We start from the raw sequence: 19234 nt of genomic DNA, 5'->3' as shown, positions 1-19234 counted from the left end.
TTTGATAGAATATGGTCAGTTGCAGTAGGATGCAGAATTCGATACAATAAATATGAATTTTTTGTTAAGGAGACGGCGATATGAAATTGCTGGAAGATCGCATCCGCACCGACGGCGTCATTCGGGATGGCGGCGTGCTGAAGGTAGACAGCTTCCTCAATCACCAGATGGATGTTAAGCTGTTTCAGGAAATGGGCAAGGAATTTTTGCGCTTGTACAAGGACTGCGGGGTTACCAAGATTTTGACCATCGAGGCATCGGGGATCGGGATCGCGTGTGTGGCCGCGCAGTTTTTTGATTGCCCGGTGATCTTTGCCAAGAAGAACAAGACCAAGAATATCGCCGGCGACGTGTACACCTCCAAGGTGGAGTCCTTCACCCACGGCAAGGTGTACGATATCATTGTGGCCAAGCAGTTCCTGCTGCCCGAGGATCGGGTGCTCATCATTGATGATTTCCTGGCCAACGGCTCCGCCCTCCAGGGCCTCATCAATCTGGTGCGGGACGCCGGGGCCACCCTGGTGGGTGCCGGTATCGCCGTGGAAAAGGCCTTCCAGCCCGGCGGCGATTTGATCCGGGGCATGGGCGTGAGAGTGGAATCTCTGGCGAAAATCAAGTCCATGAGCGTGGAGGACGGCGTGGAGTTCTGCTGAGGACCCGCCCCTGGCCCCTCTTTGTATGTTCAGACCAGCCCGTCGGGAAGCGGGCTGTTTTGAAGGAAAGTTGGAAGTCAAACAGGATTTAAAAGGAGGAACACTGGACATGAAGAAGAGAAAACTGCTTGCACTGCTCCTGGCTGGTTCCATGATGCTGGGCCTGGCCGCCTGCGGCGGCGGCACCCAGGGCGGCAGCGAGAGCCCCTCCGGCGGCGGTGAGACCGTTTCCGGCGGCGAGACCGAGGGCAAGACCGTCAAGGTTGGCCTGATCTGCATCGGCGACGAGAACGACCAGGGCTACACCTACAACTTCATCCGCGGCAAGGAGGCCGTCACCGAGGCCCTGGCGGAAAAGGGCATCACCATTGATTGGCAGATCAAGTGGAACATCGGTGAGGACTCCTCCTGCGAGGACGCCAATATCGAGCTGGCCGAGGCCGGCTGCGACCTGATCATCAACAACTCCTACGGCTTTGAGCCCTTCATGCTGAAGGTGGCTCCCGATTATCCCGAGATCGAGTTCATCGCCTGCACCAACCAGGCCTCCGCCGTGGACGACCTGCCCAACACCCACAACGCCTTCGCCAACATCTATGAGGGCCGTTACCTGGCCGGCGTGGTGGCCGGCATGAAGCTGCAGGAGATGATCGACAACGGCGAGATCACCGCCGACCAGGCCGTCATCGGCTACGTGGGCGCCTACTCCTTCGCCGAAGTGATCTCCGGCTTCACCGCTTACTATCTGGGCGCCAAGAGCGTGTGCCCCAGCGTGACCATGAAGGTCCAGTTCGTGGGTTCCTGGTCCGACGCCACTGAGGAGGGCAATGCCGCCCAGGCTCTGTGCGACGCCGGCTGCGTCATGATCTCCCAGCACTCCGACAACACCACCCCCGCCACCGCCGCTCAGAACGCCGGCGCGTTCCACACCGGCTACAACAACGACATGATCTCCGTGGCCCCCGAGGCCTCCCTCATCGGCACCCGCATCGACTGGTCCGTGTACTTTGAGTACGCCATCGAGGCCGTTGCCAACGGCGAGGAGTTTGAGCAGGATTGGTGCCACGGCATGGACGAGGGCGCCGTGGTCATGACTCCTCTCAACGAGGAGATCGCCGCTGCCGGCACCGCCGAGAAGCTGGCTGAGGTGGAGGAGGCCATCCGCTCCGGCGAGCTGCAGGTCTTCGACACCACCACCTTCACCGTGGAGGGCCAGCCCCTCACCACCTGCATGGCTCTGGATACCGACGGCGACTTCGTGGCCGACTCGGAGGAGGCCGTGTTTGACGGCGCCTTCCATGAGTCCTACTTCCAGTCTGCGCCTTACTTTACCGTGCAGATCGACGGCATCGAGTGGCTCAACTCCGCCTATTGATGACCTGACCCAAAAGAGGGCTGCACCAGCAGCCCTCTTTTCTGTCTTTTCCCGGGAAAGACAGTGACCCATTACTCACCCACGTCTCATCACAGGAAGGATGACAGCCTTGGAACCTGTCCATGCAATCGAACTCAGACACATCACCAAGCGTTTCGGCACCAAGGTGTTGGCCAATGACGACATCGACCTGACCATCGACCGGGGGGAGATTCTGTCCCTGCTGGGGGAGAACGGCAGCGGCAAGACCACCCTGATGAACATGCTGGCCGGGATCTATCTCCCCGACGAGGGAGAGATCCTGGTGGAGGGCAAGCCGGTGGCCATCCGCTCCCCCAAGGACGCCTTTACCCACGGCATCGGCATGATCCACCAGCACTACAAGCTGGTGGAGGTGTTCACCGCCGCCGAAAACATCGCCCTGGGCCTGAAGGGGAAGGAGCACGACCGTAAGGCGGTGGCCGCCCAGGTCCAGGCCATCAGCGACAAGTACGGCTTCGGCATCGACCCAAACAAGAAGGTCTATGACATGTCGGTGTCGGAAAAGCAGACGGTGGAGATCGTCAAGGTGCTCTACCGGGGGGCCGAGATCCTCATTCTGGACGAGCCCACCGCCGTCCTCACCCCCCAGGAGACCGAGCGGCTCTTCAACATCCTGCGGGCCATGAAGGCCGACGGCAAGGCCATCGTCATCATCACCCACAAGCTCCACGAGGTGATGGCCCTGTCCGACAAGGTGTCGGTGCTCCGCAAGGGCAAGTACATCGGCACCGTCAACACCAACCACACCAACCCCCAGAAGCTCACCGAAATGATGGTGGGCCATGCGGTGACCCTGAACATTGACCGGCCCCAGGCCCAGTACAAGGACCTGCGGCTGGAGGTCAAGGGCCTGAACTGCCGCAACGGCGAGGGGGTCAGCGTACTCAAGGACGTCTCCTTCCAGGCCTACGGCGGCGAGATCCTGGGCATTGCCGGCATTGCCGGCTCCGGCCAGAAGGAGCTGCTGGAGGCCATTGCCGGCCTGCAGAAGGCGGAGTCCGGCCACATCTTCTACTATCCGCCCCACCCCAACAGCGACATCGCCGGCAACCATGTGCCGGTGGACAAGGCGGGGGAGGAGCTGGTGGGCAAGACCCCCGGCCAGATCCGCAAGGTGGGGGTATCCCTGGCCTTCGTGCCCGAGGACCGGCTGGGCATGGGCCTGGTGGGCGGCATGGGCATGGTGGACAACATGATGCTCAAGACCTACAAGGACACCCCCGGCCCCCTGGTGGACCGGAAGGCCCCCAAAGCTTTGGCGGAAAAGCTCATCGACGAGCTGGAGATCGTCACCCCCGGGGTGGCCACTCCGGTGCGCCGTCTGTCCGGCGGCAATGTGCAGAAGGTGCTGGTGGGCCGTGAGATCGCCTCCGCCCCTACGGTGCTCATGACCGCCTACCCCGTCCGGGGCCTGGATATCAACTCCTCCTACACCATCTACCGTCTGCTCAACGAGCAGAAGATGAAGGAGGTGGCGGTGCTGCTGGTGGGCGAGGATCTGGACGTGCTGCTGGAGCTGTGCGACCGTATTCTGGTGCTGTGCGGCGGCCAGGTATCCGGCGTGGTGGACGGGCCGTCCGCCACCAAGGAGCAGCTGGGCCTGCTCATGACCCACGTGGGCGGCGGAAAGGAGGGAGCACAGGATGCATGACTCGAATAATCCCCTGATCCGCCTGGCCAAGCGGGAAGGGATGCCCAAGGGGCAGGTGTGGGCCATCCGGGCCTGCTCCTTCCTGGCGGCTATCCTCATCAGCGCCCTCATCTTCCTGCTGATGGGCCACAACCCCTTCGGGGCCTTCGGCACCATGATCGTGGGCTCCCTGGGCAAAAAGACCGCCATCCGCCAGACTGTGAAGATCGCCATCCCCCTGCTGGGCACGGCCCTGGCCATCGCCCCCTGCTTCAAAATGCGCTTCTGGAACATCGGCGCCGAGGGTCAGATCACCGCCGGCGCCGTGGGAGCCAGCTACTTCGCCCTCTTCTGGGCGGACAAGCTGCCCAGTCCCGTGCTGCTGGTGGTCATGGCGGTTTCCGGCGCCATCTGCGGCGGCCTGTGGGCCCTGGTGCCCGCCTTCTTCAAGGCCAAGTGGGGCACCAACGAGACCCTGTTCACCCTGATGATGAACTACATCATGATCGGCGTGGTCAAGTGGCTCCAGGGCGGCCCCTGGGAGGGCCGTCCCGGCTCCCAGATCATTCCCCAGTTCGACTCCGCCGCCGTGCTGCCCAAGGTACTGGGGGTCCACTGCGGCTGGATCATCGTCCTCATCCTGACGGTGGCCATGTTCTTCTACATGAAGTACACCAAGCAGGGCTATGAGATCGCCGTCATCGGCGAGAGCGAGAAGACCGCCCGGTACGCCGGTATGAACGTGGGCAAGATCATCATGCGCACCATGTTCCTGTCCGGCGCCATCGCCGGTCTGGTGGGCTTCATCGTGGCCTCCGGCGCGGACAACACCCTGTACTCCGGCGTGGCTGCCGGGGTGGGCTTCACCGCCATTACCGTAGCCTGGCTGGCCCAGCTCAATCCCTTCGCCATGGTGGGCATCTCGGTGCTGCTGGGCGTGCTGGACAAGGGCGCCGACACCCTCCAGACCCAGCTGGCCGTCCCCGCCTCCATCTCGGACATCATCACCGGCATCTTCCTGTTCTGTATGCTGGGCTGTGAGTTCTTCATCAACTACCGCCTCATCTTCCGGGGCAGTCATAAGGAGGTGGCCAAGTAATGGATATCAACAGCAACGCGGTCCTGCTCCTCATCATGGCCGCCGTCCTCAACGGCGTGCCCCTGCTCTACGGCACCCTGGGTGAGATCCTGTCGGAAAAGGCGGGCAACCTGAACCTGGGCGTGGAGGGCATGATGTTCATGGGTGGCGCCATGGGCCTGGGCGCGGCCTTCTACTTCGAGGGAGCCGGCGGCACCAACGGCATTCTGGCCGTCATCCTGGCCCTGTTCTTCTCCTTCCTGGGGGGCGCCATCGGAGCCCTTATCTATTCCTTCCTCACCATCACCCTGCGGGCCAACCAGAACGTCACCGGCCTGGCCCTGGCCATCTTCGGCACCGGCGCAGGCCAGTTCATCGGCGAGTACATGCGGGTGACCTCCGGCGGCTACGTGGCGGTGAGCAACAGCCTGAAGGCGGTCTTCCTCAATTCCCCCTTCCCGGCGGCCATTCAACAGCTGCCGGTGGTGGGGCCCCTGCTCTTTGGCCACAGCATCTTCCTCTATCTGGGCCTGGTGCTGACGGTGGGGATGCACCTGTTCCTCAACAAGAGCCGGGCGGGCCTGTCCCTGCGGGCGGTGGGCGAGTCTCCTGCCACCGCCGACGCCGCCGGCGTCAACGTCACCCTGTACAAGTATCTGGCCACCGTCATCGGCGGCGGCATCTCGGCCATCGGCGGCATGGTGTACATCATGACCATCGCCAGCTGCGTGTGGAACCACGAGGCCCTGTCCGGCGAGGGCTGGCTGGCGGTTGCCCTGGTCATCTTCTGCCTGTGGCGGCCCCTCAACGCCATCTGGGGCTCTGTCCTCTTCGGTGCGTTGATGATCCTGTACCAGCGGCTCCACCTGGGCTTCATTCCCGACGAGCTGTACAAGATCCTGCCCTATGTGGTCACCGTCATCGTGCTGATCTTTACCTCCCTGCGCAACAGCAAGGACAAGCAGCCTCCGAACTCCCTCGGATTGCCCTACTTCCGCGAGGAGCGGTAACATCCAAACGAAACGCGGCCCCGGCGCAACTGCGCCGGGGCCACTCTTTTTGTTCTATGCCGCCAGGGTGCGGAGATCATCCCAGTTCACCGGCCCGTCCATCCGGAAGAGAGCCAGATCCCGGTTTTCCCTCCGGACCACGCAGAACCGGTCGTCCCACCGCACCTCCAGCTGGCTGCCATTAGAACAGCGGAGGGTGAGGTAGAACCGCTGCTCCGAGTCGTCCACCCTGGGATAGTAGGTGGGGGCGGCGGACAGCCGGGTGAGGGGCAGCTGGGACAGGCAGGCCTCCAGCGCCTGGGCCCGGTCCCCGTCCAGGGACTCCCGCCTCAGATCCTGCTCATCCTCCACCAGGGCAGCGGCCACCGCCTGCTCCGCTCCATAGGGGGTCAGGACCAGGTCCCGGCCGCTGCCCTCTATGCCCACCGTCACCACACCATAGCAAAGTATCAGCAGAGCCATGGTCAGTCCCAGCAGCACCGCGCCGGAGGTGCGCTTTCCCGGAGCCACCACCCTCCGCAGCCGCCGGCGCAGGCTGGAGGCCGAGGCGGACAGGCAGGTGGACAGCCCCCGCTGATCCCCCGCCGTCTCCAGCAGGAGGGCGGCGTAGGTCTGCCGCACCGGCTCCTCCGTGCCGTAGACCACCAGCTCGTCGCAGGACAGCTCCAGATCGTCGGAGGCCCGCCGGGTGGCCAGCCACACCAGGGGATTGAACCAGCAGATGGCCCGGCACAGCATGCAGAAGCACTTGGTGTCCACGTCGTACCGCTGGATGTGGAGCAGCTCATGGCGGAAGATGAGCCGGTACTGCTCCAGGGTAAAGTCCCGCTGGGGCAGCAGGGCTGCCATGGAGCAGAGGCCCACCGTCAGGGGGGAGGCGACGGCGGGGGAGATGAGCAGGGGAATGGGCTTTTTCCGCCGGAGGATGGACTGGGCATGGTCCCACAGAGCCAGCACCTCCGGGGCGGTCACCGGCACCGCATCCTTCAAAATGGTCCGGCGGAAGCGGTAGTGGGAAAAGATCTGCCACGCCAGCACCGCCGCCGCTCCCACGCCCCAGAGCTTTACCAGCAGGAGCAGCACATCCCGGGGGACGGAGAGTACCAGCAGAGCAGGCCGGTAGAACGTGTAGGAGAGGACGCCGGGGAGAAAGGGAAGGTAGAGAAGGGTGGGCAGCAGCCACAGCGTGGCGCAGGCCAGGGCGGAGATCCGCCGCCGCAGCAGGGGAAGCAGCACCAGCAGTACCCCGAAATAGATCGTCAGCAGCACCAGCAGCTGGAGGGTGGTGTCCAGCAGCAGACCGGCGGCAATGTCCCAGCCTGTGAAGATGGCCTTCCCCACAACAAAAGCCAGGATAAAGATGGGAAAAAATCTGGGGGAGTATTGGGCCAGGATGCCTTGATACAGGGAAAAGGCCTCCGGATCGGGGCAGCCGTGCAGAGCGATTTTCCGCTCATACCACCACCGCAGCAGGAAGAGCAGGGCGATGACAGCCCCAGAAAAGAGGCTGAAGCCCACATCAAAGCTGGTCATGACGATTCCTCCTCTGCCAGGGCATACAGTCCCTCCCAGTCCACCGGGCCGTCCACCCGGTAGAGAGTAGATACCTCATCTATGCCGTCCAGTATAGTCAGAGAGCACAGACCGTCGGTGAGACGCAGATATTGCAGGTGCTCCCTGTCGGACAGGAAGGCGGAGAGACGGGGTTTTGCGCTGCCGGGGATGTTGGGGCCCACGGCCAGCTTGGTCACCGGCAGGTCGGACAGCTCCGCCAGCAGGGCCCGGTTCATAGTGGGGGAGGGCTCCCGCACATCGACGCTGTCGCTGCCCACGTACACATTGACGGATTGGAAGATCACTTCCTCCTGATTGGGAAAGAGCAGCTCCCCGGCGGTGCCGTTGGCGGTGCTCACCCAAATCAGGCCGGAGCACAGCACCAGGACTGCCATGATGAGCCCCAGAACCAGGGCCCCGGAGCCCCGCTCCCGGGGGACCATGACCCCCTTCAGGCGGCGGCGCAGGCTGGAGGCCGAGGCGGACAGACAGGTGGTAAAGCCTCGCTCATCCCCTGCAGTCTCCAGCAGGAGGGAGGCGTACTCCCGTCGGGTGTGGTCCTCCGCATCGTACACCACCATCTCGTCACAGGACAGCTCCAGGTCGGAGGAGGCCTTCCGGATGGCCGCCCACATCAGGGGATTGAACCAGCACAGGGCCTTGCAGAAGAGATAAAAGCACTTGGTGGATATGTCCCACCGCTGGACGTGGCGGAGCTCATGGCGGAAGATGAGCTGGTACTGCTCCAGGGTGTAGTTCCGCTCCGGCAGCACCGTACACATGGTACGGTTGAAGAGCCCTATGGTCAGAGGAGAAGAGACAGCGGGGCTGGTCACCAGCCTAATGCGCTGCTTTACCAGGGCCAGACGATGCTCGTCCCACCACAGGTTGATGACGTCCGTATCCTCCACCGGCCGGGCGTTCTTCAAAAGCCGGCGGCGGAAGCGGAGGTGGGAAATCAGATACCACAGAACCACCGCCCCGGCCCCCGCCAGCCAGATCCCAAGGAGGACAGGGCCCAGGCCGTTGGGGATGGAGAGCACCACCAGGGGCGGCACAAAGGACAGCTGCCAGAGCAGGATATCGTAGTATAAAAAGACGGGCAGCAGCCACAGGGTAGCGCAGGCCCGGGCGGAGATGGTCCGCCGCAGCAGGGGGAGCAGGAGCAGCAGCAGGGCGAAGTACAGGGAGAGGACCACCAGCAGCTGGAGAGAAAACTCCACCAGGGAGTCGGTGGCCAGCGCCGGACCAAAAAAAGGGGCGTAGATCAGCCAGTAGACGGCCATCATAATGGGCAGCGCCCAGGGGATAACGAAGATGACGGTGTTCCGCTTGGTGCTAACCCGGACGGTACAGCCGGTGACGGCCACCTGCCGCTCATACTTCCACTCCAGCCAGAAGGAGACAGCCACCCCTATGCCCAGTACAAGGGCAACAAATACACGGTAGAACCAGACGATCAGAAAGTTGTTCACAGCCGTCCCTCCTCCAGCATGCGGCGCAGCTCCTCCAGGTCCTCACGGCTCACCCCGGCGTCCACCAGGGAGGTGACCAGGGCGGCCACCGAGCCCCCGAAGAGCTGGTCCAGCACCCCCCGGCTGGCCTGGGCCAGATAGTCCTTTCTGGTGATAATCGGTGTATAGTAGTTTACCTTGCCTCGGCGCTCCAGCTGGAGAAAGCCCTTGTCGCACAGCCGGGTGAGGAAGGTAAGGATGGTGGTGGGGGCCAGAGGATGGGTGTTGGCCAGCGCCTCCTCGATCTCCGGCCGGGTCACCGGCGGCTCCTTGTCCCAGATGATCTGCATCAGCTCCAGCTCGCTGTCGGGCAGACGGCGGATGTCCTGTTTCATGGTTACACCTCCTTCTTCTATTGTAGAACTTCTTCTTCTGTAGAAGATTATAGCGCCAAAGGGCGGGGCTGTCAAGGGCGCAAAAGGGCCGCCGGGCATTGCCCGGCGGCCTTGGAGAGGGGAAATACGTCAATCTATGGGCAGGGTTTCCCCGTTCAGGGTGACCGAGACCACCTGGTCCGGGTCAATGGGCTCCTCAAACTCCCACATCACCCAGCCTGCCCGCTGGCTCCACACCTCGTCATAATAAGCGGGGGTAAGGGTCGTGCCGTCGGCCAGGGTCACGGAGAGGGACAGCTCTGTACCGGTGAGCTGGCAGGGAGACTCCTGCCCCTCCGGGGTACTGAAGTTGGTGCAGACGCTGAGGGGAGAGACCGTGATCTGGTCCAACTGGGCGTCCCAGGTGCGGCCAAAGGGCATTTCCCCGCCGATGGTATAGGGGAGCATGAGGGGCTCCGCCGGAGTGGCGGTGCGCAGGTCCAGTACCTCCACGGGAACGGTGATCTCCCAGCTCCCTTCGATCTTGCCGCCCGCTGCCGAATATTCCGTACTCAAATGCATCAGATCCAGGTATTTCAGGGTATCCGGCGTCAGACCGGGCAGGCAATAGTCCCGGCCGCCCTCCACCGCAGTGCAGAGCACGTCCCCCATGCCCTGCTGAGGCCAGCGGTCCGGGTCCTCCGGGTCATACAGGTAATACTCCACATAGCAGGGGTGTCCGTCGTCCATCAGCGGAACGATATCTTCTTCCTGAACAAAGCGCACATGATAGCACCCGTCGGAGGCAAAGCCCATGGAGGAGATGGAGACAGCCCCGTCGTTATCCAGCGCCATAGGGTTCTGGTCCGGCAGAAGAACGGTGGCGCCGGTATCGGTTACAGTGCTTTCCAGGTCCTCGGTGGGAAGTTCCTCCCGGTCCAGGGCCAGCCGGGCCTGCCGGTGACCGGGAATAAAATAACTGGCCTCCAGGCAGACCTGAGTGGGGGGAGCATCCGCCAGGTCAGCGGTGCCGCGGCTGTATACCAGGGTGGCCAGATGCTGCTCCGGGTCATAGTCCAGCACTTCCAGACCCTTACCGCCGTTGCCCCAGTCAAACTGTCCGTCCGTTTCCTGGGAGAGGATCAGATCGCTGACGGTGTCCTCATCCAGCGTGGTTCCCGTCAGGTCCTGCAGGGTGAAGTACAGCCGGGTGACCCTGGTGTCGGCCAGGGCGGCCTGCACCTCGATCCGGATCCCCTGATCCTCACAGGAGCCCAGGGCCTGGGAGGCATAGGGGGCCCGGTTTCCCAAGTGGTCCTGGATGACTTGCCAGACAGCGGGCCCCGCCGCCAGGGCGGAAACCATAAGCACAGCGCACAGGCCCAGCGTCACCACCGCCCGGCGGCCCAACCGTCTTACCTGCTTCACTTGCGTTTCTCCTTTTGTCAATGCCTCCAGCCGGTCCAGCGCGGCCCGGCTGGGCTCCAGGGCGTCCATCTCCCGCTTATAGTCCCTGTGAAACATCTTCATCCGCCTCCATCCATTCCCGCAGCAGCCCTCTGGCCCGGAACAGCCGGGACTTGATGCCGCCCTGGCTTTTGCCCAGAAGGGCGGCGATCTCCGCTACGCTCATATCCTCATAGTAGTACAGGTGCACCACCACCCGGTATTTGGCGGGCAGGGCCAGCACCGCCTCCACCAGTCCGCCCTCCTCCGGGCCGTCCGGCGCGGGCAGAGCGGGGGAGAGGGGCTCCTCCCGCCGCCGCCAGGGGGCCCGGAACCAGTCGTTGGCGCAGTTGGCCGCCACCCGCAGCAGCCAGGCCCTGGCGTGCTCCCGGTCGGCAAAGTCCGGCCTGGCCTTCAGCAGGCGGACAAAGACCTCCTGCATCACGTCCTCCGCGTCGGCCCGGCTGCCTGTCCGGGCATAGGCCAGCCGAAACACCGCCGGGCCGTACTGCCGGGCCAGCTGACCCGGTTCCTTCCATCCTTCCTCCAAGTGAGCCGCCCTCCTTTCTGCCCTATACACGGTTTTGCCGGACAAACGGTTTCATTTCCCGGGAAATTTTCATGGGAGATGGGTGAAAAAGGCCGCCGGGCATTGCCCGGCGGCCTTGGTAAACGTCATTCAGTTGCGGCGGGGCTCAAAGCGGACCTTCACCCGGCCGCCGCACACCATGCCCAGCTCGGCGGCGGCGTGGGACAGGTCGTATTCCACGACCTCCTCCGGTCCGCCGGACTGCCACAGCTCCTGGGCGTGAAGCTTGGCCTCGTACTCCACGGCGCCGCCGCCGATGGTGCCGGCGCAGGTGCCGTCGGGCCGCACCAGCATCCAGGTGCCCACCCCCCGGGGGGCGGAGCCGTGCTTCTCCACGATGGTGCACAGCACACCGGGCTCCTGAGGCGGACGCACCGCGCCGGGGCCCCGCTGAGCCCGCACCTGCACCAGCTGGGCGGCGATGGACACGGCGATCTCCGCCGGGGTCTGGCCTCCGATGGACAGGCCGATGGGGGAGTGGACCCCGTCCAGCATTTCCTGGGAAAATCCCTCCTCCCGGAGGGCCTTGTATACGGCGGCCACCTTGGTGCGGCTGCCGATCATGCCCACATAGGCGTACTGTCCCCGCAGCACGTGGGCCAGACACTCCTTATCAAAGGCGTGGCCCCGGGTGAGAATGGCGTAAAAGTCGGTGTCCCGGCTGCCCAGAGCGTCCAGGGCCTCCTCAAAGGGCATGCACAGTACCTGATGGGCCATGGGGAAGCGGGCCTCATTGGCAAACTCCGGCCGGTCGTCGATAACTACCAATTCAAACTCCAGACGGGCGGCAATGTGGGCCAGCTCCAGCGACACATGGCCGCCGCCGCACAGGATCAGTCGTTCCACAGGCGTAATCTCCTTCCAAAGTACAAAATACCCTCCAGCACGCCGCCGCCGATGGCCCGGGCCTTGTCCGACACGGTGAAGCAGTGGCGCACCTCACACCGGGGATCGATGTCCCCCGACTTCATGCCGGCGGTGACGGGGATACCGGCAGGCAGCATGCCCCGGACGATGCCGGTGAGCTGGGCGGTGACGGGGATGCCGTTGACTCTGGCCACCACGTCCCCCAAATTGACCTGCTGGCCGATCTGAGCCACCGGCTCAAAGGGACCGTCGGCGGGGGCACGGATAATGCGCTCCTTGGTGTAGCCTCCCACGTCGCCGGGCACGCCGGTGTTGGGGATGGCGGCCCCCTCCAGGATAAGCCGGCCCAGGTCGTGGCCCCGCTTGGTCTCAATGACGCCGTGGCAGTCCACCCCGGCGGTGAAGCCGGGGCCCAGAGCCAGCACGATGGCGGCGTCGTCCAGGGTGGTGCCCAGATTCTTTTTGGCCAGAATGGCATCCACCACCACGGTAAAGGGCAATTCGGTCCGGATACGGGCCTCCGGGTCGGCCAGCACCGGGATCTCGCCCGCCGCCAGAATGGCCTCCGCCTGGGCCTTGTCCGCCGCCTTCCGGGCGGTGATCCCCTCCACGGTGACCTGGCCGTCGTACATACACTGGGAGAAAGCCACGGTCCGCCGCACCGCCGTGGGCTGGGCAATGTCGGTCATGACCACTGAAAAGCCCGCCCGGTACAGCCGCACCGCCGTGCCGGTGGCCAGATCTCCCGCGCCTTTGACTAGAATAAGCATAATCCACCCCGCTCCTCTTCCGTATAATAGGTGATGGTACTGTCAATGCCCTGCTGTGCCAGCAGGGTCTTGATCTCCTCTCCCCAGGCCCGCTGCTGATCGTCGTCCGCCTTGTTCAGCAGACAGCGGAAGGCCATGGCTTGTCCCACGCTCTTTCGCCCGCCCAGGGGGCTGGACAGGATGGATGCCACGTCGGCGGGGGTGATACGATGGTCGGGGGAGACCCCCAGCAGAGCGCATACCCGCTCCGGCCGGTGGCAGATCTCTTCCACCGGCTTGCCCACGCAGTCCAGGCCCGCTGAGGCGATGACGGCGTCACAGGCGGGAGGGATCACCGGCTCATGGTCCGCCGGGGCCTTCAGGGGCCGCAGCTTGGCGCCGTCGGCCTCAATGAGCACCACGTCGGCCACAGCCAGGCAGGTGGCGGGATCTCCCGCGCCGGTGAGCTTGCCCCGGGCATCGTAGGTCCCCAGGGTGACCACCCGGTGCTCCGCCAGCAGGGCGGGCAGGGCGGCCGGGTCGCCGGTCAGGGGCAACTTGGGGTGGGGCAGGATATGGGTGGTGGTGGTGACCACCACACGCAGCCCCAGGTCCATGGCCTGCCGGGCCATGGCATACATGGTGGAGGACTTGCCGCCGCCCCCCACCAGGGCGGTCAGCCGGTGGACCTTGGGGTCCAGCCCCAGCGTCTCCCAGATGCCCATGCTTTAACCTCCCATCGTATGTTCAATGACGATCTTCAGTCCAATGCCGATGAGTACCAGACCGCCCACCAGCTCGGCCCGCCGCTGGAACAGAGCCCCCAGCCGCTTGCCCACCATGCCGCCCACCACCGACAGCACAAAGGCCACCACGCCGATGACCACGGCGGAGAGGAGGACCGGCACATTCATAAAGGCCATGGACACGCCCACGGCCAGCGCGTCAATGCTGGTGGCGATGGCCAGCATGCACAGCCGCTTGGCGGAGAGGTCGGAGGGGGCCTCCTCCTCTTCACCGGCCCCCTGGCGCAGGGCGCCCCACACCATCCGCCCGCCGATGATGGCCAGCAGGGCGAAGGCCACCCAGTGGTCCATAGCCTCTATGTACTGGCTGACGCTGCTGCCCAGCAGCCAGCCGATGAGGGGCATACCGAACTGGAAGCCGCCGAACCACAGGCCCATCTTCACGGCCTGGCGGCCGCCGAAGCCGGGGATGGAGATGCCGCTGGACACCGACACCGCGAAGGCGTCCAGGGCAAGACTGACAGCGATGAGAAAAATTTCAATCAAAGCAATCACCTGCAAAAAAATTAGCCTTGCTTAAAATAGTATAGCATAGGAGCCGGAATTATGCTATAACAAATATAAGGACACATGACCGCCAAAGCGGTGTGGGAGAAGGAGGAGAGCGGATGGAACACCGGGACTGGATGGCCCGCGCCCTGGAGCTGGCCCGGCAGGCCATGGCCGAGGGGGAGGTGCCTGTGGGCTGCGTCATCGTGCGGGACGGCACGGTGGTGGGGGAGGGCCGCAACCGGCGGGAGACCTGCCGCACCGCTCTGGGCCACGCCGAGATCGAGGCCATCCACCAGGCCTGCCGCACCCTGGGGGGCTGGCGGCTGACGGGCTGCACCCTCTACGTCACCCTGGAGCCCTGCCCCATGTGCGCCGGAGCCATCGTCAACGCCCGCATCCCCGCCCTGTATTACGGGGCCAAGGACGACAAGGCCGGGTGCTGCGGCTCGGTGCTCAACCTGTTTGAGGAGCGCTTCAACCACCATCCCCGGATCTACGGCGGCCTGATGGAGGCGGAATGTACCGACCTGCTCCAGCAATTTTTCCAGAATTTGCGTTAATGTGGCGGTTTTTGTACACATTTAATTGATTTGTAACAAGTATCCCTACCTTTTGTAACAACCCCCTGGTAGCATAACACTTGCAAGAGACAAGCTTCTTTTCATTCTATCCTCCAATCATATGAGGCGGACAGCGAGCGCAATGCTGTCCGCTTCGCTTTTCTTGACACAATCTTTTCAAAAGAGGCCGCAGATTTAACGCTTTTTTAACACCTGCGGTTTTTTTCGTTAACATCTTTTGAGTATGATAATACTCGCAAGAGACAGTTTCTTTTCATTTCATTGTATCCTCTTTCCTTCGGCAGGGGCCGGACGCCAGGAGCGGGCGTCCGGCCCCTGCCGTTGTGCGCAAAAAACCGGGCTGCCGCATTTCGCGGCAGCCCGGTTGGTTTCCTGTGCAGGGGATTACTGCTTCTCAAAGGTGAGGGACTGGCCGTCCTGCTCCAGAACGATGGTCTTGCCGTCAAAGGTGACAGGCAGATCGTCGCCCTCGGCGGACAGGACCAGATTGTTGCCGTCGGCCTTCCAGGTGCCGGATACGCTCTCACTCTGACCCAGGGCGGACATATCCAGGGAGAAGTTGCCGTCCTCCTTCAGCTCCAGGGTGATGTTCATCTCCACACCGGCCATGGAGGCCAGCTCATCCAGATCCATGCTGATGCCGGCGGCGTCCATCTTAGTCAGCTTATAAGAGCCGGCGGCGCTGCTGCCGCCACCGCCGCCGCAGGCGGCCAGACTGACGATCATGGCCAGAGCCAGGAGGAGAGTCAATGCGCGCTTCTTCATAGTATCCTTCCTTTCTCATTCAGATGCCGGATGGGCATGATAGGAAATAATACGAAATTCGTTTATTTCGTAAATAAGATTATACCATGGGGAAGGGGCTTTGACAATCTGAAAGAAATCTTAAAAAAATCACCGAGGTGAAAGGAACGTACGGTCGCCGCCCCTGCCTTACCCCAAATCCTCCGGTTTGTCCACATCCTCCAGCTCTTTTGGGGAAAAAGCCTCCACCAGCACCAGCCGCTCCGGATGGCGCTTGATCACCGCGCCGCCGCCGGTGTCCCCGGTGAGGGCGGCCAGTTCGTCCAGCAGATCGGCAGGGAAGAGGACGGGATTGCCCCGCTTTCCTCCCCAGGACAGAGCGCAGATGGCCCCATCTGATTCCTCGAAGGACTGTTTTAGACGAATAATACTGTCTGTGGTCAAAAATGGCTGGTCGCACACGGAGAAGAGTACCCCGTCCATGCCCCCCATCCGGGACACCCCCAGGCGGATGGAGGCCGAAATGCCCTGGGCGCCGTCGGGATTGTACAGGGGAAGAAAGCCCAGTTCCTCCCCGGCCTCCAGCACCTCCGGGTAGGGGGAGCATACCGCCAGCCGGTCCAGACCGGCCCCGGCCAGGGCGGTCATGGCACGGCGGTAGAGGGGTACCCCCTCTACCGCCGCCAGCAGCTTGTTGGAGCCGAACCGCCGGCCCAGACCGGAGGCCAGCAGCACGGCGCCGATGCGCTTCATCGCCAGAACTGGGAGGGGCCCCGGGACACATAGCGGCCCAGACCCTCCTGGACCACCTTGCCCTCCCGGACCGCCACCTGGCCGTCCAGCAGCACCGTGTCGGTGCGGCCCGCCATCTCCATGCCCTCATAGGGGGTGTAGTCCACCCGCTGATACTGGGCCTCGGCGGTAATACGCCAGGTATAATCAGGATCAAAGATTACAATATCGGCGTCGCTGCCCACCGCCAGAGCGCCCTTCTGGGGGAACATGCCGAAGAGCTGGGCGGGGTGCTGGGCCAGGGCCAGCATCATCTGATGGGGGGTGATGCGGCCGGACTTCACGCCATAGGTATACATGATGGGGGGGCGGTGCTCGGTGCCGGGGATGCCGCCGGGGATGGCGGAGAAGTCATCCTTGCCCAGCTCCTTGGTGGGGTGGAAGTTGAAGGAGCAGTGGTCGGTGCCGATGGTGTCGATCTCCCCGTTCTCCAGGGCCTCCCACAGGGCGTCCACGTCGGACTGGGGACGGGCGGGAGGAGCGCACACATACTTGGCGCTCTCGAAGCCGGGCAGGTGGTACTTGTCCTCGGTGAGGGTGAAATACTGGGGGCAGGACTCCAGGTACACCTTCTGGCCCCGGTTCCGGGCGGCACGGGCGGCCTCCAGGCCCCGCTGGGTGGACAGGTGGACCACATTGACGGGATAGCCCGCCTGCTCGGCCAGGGCCAGCCAGCGGTCCACCGCCTCCGCCTCCATGACGGCGGTGTGGGACAGGGGATGGCTGGCGGGGGAGAGCTTGCCGGCGGCCTTGAGCTCGGCGATGGCCCGGTCGATGAGGTCGCCGTTCTCACAGTGGCAGCCCACCACGCCGCCCTCCTTGCCCACGGCCTTGATGACCTCGTAGGCCACCCCGTCGGAGATGCGGATGTTGGCGTAGGCCAGATACACCTTGTAGGAGGTGACGCCCTGGGCGGTCATCTGGGGGATCTCCGCAATGATGCGGGGGTCCCAGTCCTTGATGGTCATGTGGAAGCCGTAGTGGCAGCTGGCGTGGCCGTCGGCCCGGGCGTGCCACTCGTCCAGGGCGGACTGGAGGGAGGCCCCCCGCTCCGGCTCGGCAAAGTCCAGCACGCAGGTGGTGCCGCCGGCCAGGGCGGCCCGGGTGCCGCTCTCCCAGTTGTCGGCGGTCTCCCGGATGGTGCCCTTGTTCATCTCAAAGTGAGTGTGGGTGTCGATAAAGCCGGGGAAGACCAGCTTCCCGGCGGCGTCGATAACCTGGCTGTCCCCCACGGGGAGGTTGGGGCCGATCTCGGCGATCTTGTTCCCCTCCACCCGCAGGTCGGCCTGCACCGGGCCCTCGGGGCAGATCAGGGTACCGTTTTGAATGAGAATAGACATGAGGAAGGCTCCTTTCTCTTTGGATCAGGCGAACTGCATGCCCAGCTGGAACAGAATGCAGGGCATGGCCAGCTTGATGGCGCCGGTGACGATGGTCATGAAGGCCAGCAGCGCCAGGGCGGAGCCCCGCTTGCCGAAGGTGTCCTGCCAGCGGTCCAGCATGCGGGTGAAGTTGGCGGTACGGTTCTGGGCGCCGATGAGGTCAGCCACGCTCTTGATGGTGGTGAAGGCGGTGTAGCCCATCCACACAGGCAGGGCGATCAGGGAGACATTGGAACGGAAGCCTCCGTTCAGCAGGTAGAAGAGGGCCAGGGCAAAGCTGGCCACGGTAAAGAGCAGGTAGGCCCAGACGCCGACCTTGGCGGCACGTTCGTTCATATGGCGGATTTCCTTTCTTTGGTGGATTTCAGGGGCGGATGCCCGCCTGGTCAAAGGCGGAGAGGAGGGCGTCCATGTCCGGTTTTACCAGCATGGGCTCCCCGGCGGCTTTGATGCCGTTCTGCACGTCCTTCAGGCCGTTGCCGGTGACGATGCTCACCACCGTGCTGTCCGGAGAGATGAGACCCAGCTCCAGGGCCTTTTTCACTCCGGCGGTGCCGGTGACCCCGGCGGGCTCGCCGAACACCCCCTGGGTGCGGCCCAGCAGCCGCATGGCGGCCAAAATCTCCTCATCGGATACGTTGACGGCCACGCCATGGGAGGCCCGGATGGCGTTGAGGGCCTTGTCCGGATTGCGGGGCACCCCCACAGCGATGGAGTCGGCCAGGGTGTTCTCCTCCATGGGGGTCCAGGGCTGTCCGGTCTGGATGGCCCGGTTCAGGGGGCAGCAGCCCTCCGCCTGGACGGCGATGAGCCTGGGCAGCCTGTCGATAAGCCCCACCTCATAGAGGTCCACAAGGCCCTTCCAGGCCCCGGCGATGGTGCAGCCGTCCCCCACGGAGAGGGCGATGTAGTCGGGCACCTGCCAGTTCAGCTGCTCCATGATCTCCAGGGTCACCGTTTTTTTGCCCTCGGACAGGTAGGGGTTGATGGCGGCGTTGCGGTTGTACCAGCCCCACTTGTCGATGGCGGCCTTGGACAGCTCGAAGGTGTCCTCATAGGAGCCGTCCACGCTGATGACGGTGGAGCCGAAGATGCGCAGCTGGGCCACCTTGCCCTTGGGGGCCCGGCTGGGTACGAAGATGTAGGTGCGCAGGCCCGCCGCCGCGGCGTTGCCCGCCAGGGAGGAGGCGGCGTTGCCGGTGGAGGAGCAGGCGATGGTGTCCGCCCCCGCCTCTCTGGCCTTGACCACCGCCAGGGCGGAAGCACGGTCCTTCAGGGAGGCGGTGGGGTTCTGGCCGTCATCCTTGATGTACAGCTTTTTCAGCCCCAGCTCTGCTCCCAGCCGGTCGGCCTTGTACAGGGGAGACCAGCCCACCCGCAGGGGCGGGGGTGCAGATTCTTCCTCGATGGGCAGCAGGGGCCGGTACCGCCACATGGACCGGTCGGGGTTTTGGGCCAGCTTTTCCCGGGAAAGATCCCGGCGAAGGGCGGCGTAGTCATATTGGATATCCAGAATGCCCCCGCAGGAGCAGGTGGTGAGATCGGGGACGGCTTCATATTCTTTGCCGCATTTGACGCACTTGGCGCCCAGCACGTATTTCATGGAGGAACCTCCT

General features: G+C 63.9%; 20 protein-coding genes. 6 read left to right on the top strand and 14 right to left on the bottom strand.

The features are described from left to right. The first annotated feature begins 80 nt into the window (after window positions 1-80). The 5 genes from B5G34_RS05320 to B5G34_RS05300 all read left to right on the top strand — a co-directional run bounded on the left by B5G34_RS05320 (window position 81) and on the right by B5G34_RS05300 (window position 5788). Window positions 81-653, top strand: coding sequence for a xanthine phosphoribosyltransferase (locus B5G34_RS05320; protein WP_087334962.1), 573 nt, complete (start codon window positions 81-83; stop codon window positions 651-653). Between the two features lie 109 nt (window positions 654-762). Then, window positions 763-2028, top strand: coding sequence for a BMP family ABC transporter substrate-binding protein (locus tag B5G34_RS05315; protein ID WP_087334960.1), 1266 nt, complete (start codon window positions 763-765; stop codon window positions 2026-2028). Window positions 2029-2137: 109 nt separating this feature from the next. Beyond that, a complete protein-coding gene (locus tag B5G34_RS05310) occupies window positions 2138-3721 on the top strand; it encodes an ABC transporter ATP-binding protein (RefSeq protein WP_087334958.1) in 1584 nt (527 codons plus the stop codon). Beyond that, window positions 3714-4799, top strand: a complete 1086-nt coding sequence (locus tag B5G34_RS05305) for an ABC transporter permease (protein WP_087334956.1) — start codon at window positions 3714-3716, stop codon at window positions 4797-4799. The genes B5G34_RS05310 and B5G34_RS05305 overlap by 8 nt, the downstream gene beginning before the upstream one ends. Further along, a complete protein-coding gene (locus B5G34_RS05300) occupies window positions 4799-5788 on the top strand; it encodes an ABC transporter permease (RefSeq protein ID WP_087334954.1) in 990 nt (329 codons plus the stop codon). Before B5G34_RS05305 ends, B5G34_RS05300 begins: the two co-directional genes overlap by 1 nt. A 54-nt stretch (window positions 5789-5842) precedes the next feature. Here the strand turns inward: B5G34_RS05300 and B5G34_RS05295 are convergent, their stop codons facing one another. The 9 genes from B5G34_RS05295 to B5G34_RS05255 all read right to left on the bottom strand — a co-directional run bounded on the left by B5G34_RS05295 (window position 5843) and on the right by B5G34_RS05255 (window position 14122). After that, a complete protein-coding gene (locus tag B5G34_RS05295; RefSeq protein WP_087334952.1) occupies window positions 5843-7321 on the bottom strand; it encodes a M56 family metallopeptidase in 1479 nt (492 codons plus the stop codon). Beyond that, the gene (locus B5G34_RS05290) at window positions 7318-8817 is read right to left on the bottom strand and encodes a M56 family metallopeptidase (protein ID WP_087334950.1); all 1500 of its coding nucleotides are present in this window, start codon (window positions 8815-8817) and stop codon (window positions 7318-7320) included. The genes B5G34_RS05295 and B5G34_RS05290 overlap by 4 nt, the downstream gene beginning before the upstream one ends. Further along, complete coding sequence (locus B5G34_RS05285; protein ID WP_087334948.1) at window positions 8814-9191, bottom strand: BlaI/MecI/CopY family transcriptional regulator; 378 nt, start codon at window positions 9189-9191, stop codon at window positions 8814-8816. Before B5G34_RS05285 ends, B5G34_RS05290 begins: the two co-directional genes overlap by 4 nt. A gap of 129 nt (window positions 9192-9320) precedes the next feature. Next, a complete protein-coding gene (locus B5G34_RS05280) occupies window positions 9321-10700 on the bottom strand; it encodes a DUF4179 domain-containing protein (protein ID WP_140397201.1) in 1380 nt (459 codons plus the stop codon). Further along, window positions 10675-11166 carry an RNA polymerase sigma factor gene (locus tag B5G34_RS05275; RefSeq protein ID WP_087334945.1) on the bottom strand — a complete coding sequence of 164 codons (492 nt, stop codon included), beginning with the start codon at window positions 11164-11166 and terminating at the stop codon, window positions 10675-10677. The genes B5G34_RS05280 and B5G34_RS05275 overlap by 26 nt, the downstream gene beginning before the upstream one ends. 129 nt (window positions 11167-11295) lie before the next feature. Further along, on the bottom strand, window positions 11296-12051 hold the full coding sequence (locus B5G34_RS05270) for an XdhC/CoxI family protein (protein ID WP_087334943.1): 756 nt from the start codon (window positions 12049-12051) through the stop codon (window positions 11296-11298). After that, the gene (yqeB, locus tag B5G34_RS05265; RefSeq protein WP_087334941.1) at window positions 12039-12842 is read right to left on the bottom strand and encodes a selenium-dependent molybdenum cofactor biosynthesis protein YqeB; all 804 of its coding nucleotides are present in this window, start codon (window positions 12840-12842) and stop codon (window positions 12039-12041) included. Before yqeB ends, B5G34_RS05270 begins: the two co-directional genes overlap by 13 nt. Beyond that, on the bottom strand, window positions 12830-13546 hold the full coding sequence (yqeC, locus tag B5G34_RS05260; RefSeq protein ID WP_087334938.1) for a selenium cofactor biosynthesis protein YqeC: 717 nt from the start codon (window positions 13544-13546) through the stop codon (window positions 12830-12832). Before yqeC ends, yqeB begins: the two co-directional genes overlap by 13 nt. 3 nt (window positions 13547-13549) lie before the next feature. Further along, window positions 13550-14122 carry a manganese efflux pump MntP family protein gene (locus tag B5G34_RS05255; protein ID WP_204245915.1) on the bottom strand — a complete coding sequence of 191 codons (573 nt, stop codon included), beginning with the start codon at window positions 14120-14122 and terminating at the stop codon, window positions 13550-13552. 113 nt (window positions 14123-14235) lie between these two features. On the opposite strand from B5G34_RS05255, the gene B5G34_RS05250 reads away from it, so the two are divergent. Beyond that, window positions 14236-14679 (top strand): nucleoside deaminase, encoded by a 444-nt coding sequence (locus tag B5G34_RS05250; protein ID WP_087334937.1) that lies wholly within the window; start codon window positions 14236-14238, stop codon window positions 14677-14679. Between the two features lie 405 nt (window positions 14680-15084). On the opposite strand, the gene B5G34_RS05245 is transcribed toward B5G34_RS05250, so the two are convergent. The 5 genes from B5G34_RS05245 to B5G34_RS05225 all read right to left on the bottom strand — a co-directional run bounded on the left by B5G34_RS05245 (window position 15085) and on the right by B5G34_RS05225 (window position 19221). Further along, window positions 15085-15465: a hypothetical protein gene (locus tag B5G34_RS05245; protein WP_087334935.1), complete on the bottom strand. Its 381-nt coding sequence runs from the start codon at window positions 15463-15465 to the stop codon at window positions 15085-15087. Between the two features lie 168 nt (window positions 15466-15633). After that, window positions 15634-16197 carry a nucleotidyltransferase family protein gene (locus tag B5G34_RS05240; RefSeq protein ID WP_242956854.1) on the bottom strand — a complete coding sequence of 188 codons (564 nt, stop codon included), beginning with the start codon at window positions 16195-16197 and terminating at the stop codon, window positions 15634-15636. Beyond that, the gene (hydA, locus tag B5G34_RS05235) at window positions 16194-17576 is read right to left on the bottom strand and encodes a dihydropyrimidinase (RefSeq protein WP_087334933.1); all 1383 of its coding nucleotides are present in this window, start codon (window positions 17574-17576) and stop codon (window positions 16194-16196) included. Before hydA ends, B5G34_RS05240 begins: the two co-directional genes overlap by 4 nt. A gap of 24 nt (window positions 17577-17600) precedes the next feature. After that, window positions 17601-17954 (bottom strand): hypothetical protein, encoded by a 354-nt coding sequence (locus B5G34_RS05230; protein ID WP_087334931.1) that lies wholly within the window; start codon window positions 17952-17954, stop codon window positions 17601-17603. A 28-nt stretch (window positions 17955-17982) separates the two neighbouring features. Beyond that, window positions 17983-19221, bottom strand: a complete 1239-nt coding sequence (locus B5G34_RS05225; protein WP_087334929.1) for a threonine synthase — start codon at window positions 19219-19221, stop codon at window positions 17983-17985. Window positions 19222-19234 lie beyond the last annotated feature (13 nt).

It is taken from the genome of Flavonifractor sp. An82, from assembly GCF_002159265.1.
GTDB lineage: Bacteria > Bacillota > Clostridia > Oscillospirales > Oscillospiraceae > Flavonifractor.
This window is presented reverse-complemented; position numbering and strand designations above follow the sequence as displayed.